Annotated in this window: 1 protein-coding gene; it reads left to right on the forward strand. The window is 65.1% G+C overall.

Features of this window, described 5'->3' with window-relative positions:
* Positions 1-69: 69 nt before the first annotated feature.
* A protein-coding gene (locus tag ACFYE1_RS17410; RefSeq protein WP_387745803.1) for an IS3 family transposase occupies positions 70-1,235 on the forward strand; the annotation gives its coding sequence in 2 pieces (ribosomal slippage) (positions 70-346 and positions 346-1,235; 1,167 coding nt in all).
* Positions 1,236-1,271 lie beyond the last annotated feature (36 nt).

Here is a 1,271-nt window from a genome sequence, read left to right on the forward strand (position 1 = left end):
TGACCTGACCTACAGTTTGGTTTCCAGTTGTCGTCGCTAGCCGAAGGCCTTCATGGAAGGCTCGTCGCTATGCCCCGCCCCTACCCTCCCGAGTTCCGTGCACGAGCGATAGCTCTCGTGCGCGAGGGCCGCCAGGTCAAGCAGACCGCGGCTGATCTCGGTATCCACGCCGTCACGCTCCATTCCTGGCTGCGCCAGGACGACATCGACCAGGGCCTCCGGCCCGGGCGAAGCACCCGGGAATCGGCTGAGCTCCGGGCAGCCCGTGGCCGCATCCGCCAGCTCGAGCAAGAGCTCGCGATCGTCCGCCGCGCCGCCACCTGGCTCGATGAGGAGGACGGAGTCTGCCCAAAAGGGCGCACCCGGTGATCGATCGCCTCGTCGACGCCGGGGCTCCGGTCCACACCTGCTGCCGCATTCTGGGCGTCTCCCGCCAGGGCTACTACCGGTACCGCAAGCGTCCGACCAGCTCCACGGAACTCCGTCGACGCTGGCTGACAGGGCTGATCCGAGAGATCCACGTCGCCTCTCGTGGAACCTACGGGTACCGCCGCATCCATGCGGAACTCACCATCGGCATGGGCATCCCCTGCTCGAGCCGGCTCATCTCCGCGCTGATGACGCGCACAAGAATCCGCGGACTGCCCGGCCCAGCACGAATCAAGCGCCTTCGAGGTGTGGTGACCGCAGAGGACCTCGTCAACCGGAAGTTCCATCGCCTGTCGCTGAACGAACTGTGGGTCACGGACATCACCGAGCATCCCACCCGCGAGGGCAAGGTCTACTGCGCGGCGGTGCTGGACGCCTGCAGCCGCAAGATCATCGGCTGGGCCATCGACTCCAAGCAGGACTCCACCCTGGTCGTCAATGCCCTGGACATGGCCATCCGGGCCCGTCAGCCCGGTGCCGGCGGAATCGTCCACGCCGACCACGGGGTCCAGTTCACCTCGTGGGTGTTCACGCAGAAGATCCGCTCGGCCGGGCTGCTGCCCTCGTTCGGCACAGTCGGCGACGGGCTCGACAATGCCATGATGGAATCCTTCTGGTCGACGATGCAGATCGAACTGCTGAACCGTCAGAAGTGGAAGACCCGGATCGAGCTGGCGAACGCGATCTTCGAGTACATCGAAGTGTTCTACAACCGACGTCGCCGACACTCCGCACTCGAGTACGCCACTCCGCACGAATACGACCTCGCTCGAACGCCACAGGCACTCACCACCGCTGGAAGCTAGCCACCATGACTGGAAACCAGGCTGTAGGTCAGGTCA

Source organism: Kocuria nitroreducens, assembly GCF_042879195.1.
Taxonomy (GTDB): Bacteria; Actinomycetota; Actinomycetes; order Actinomycetales; family Micrococcaceae; genus Kocuria; species Kocuria nitroreducens.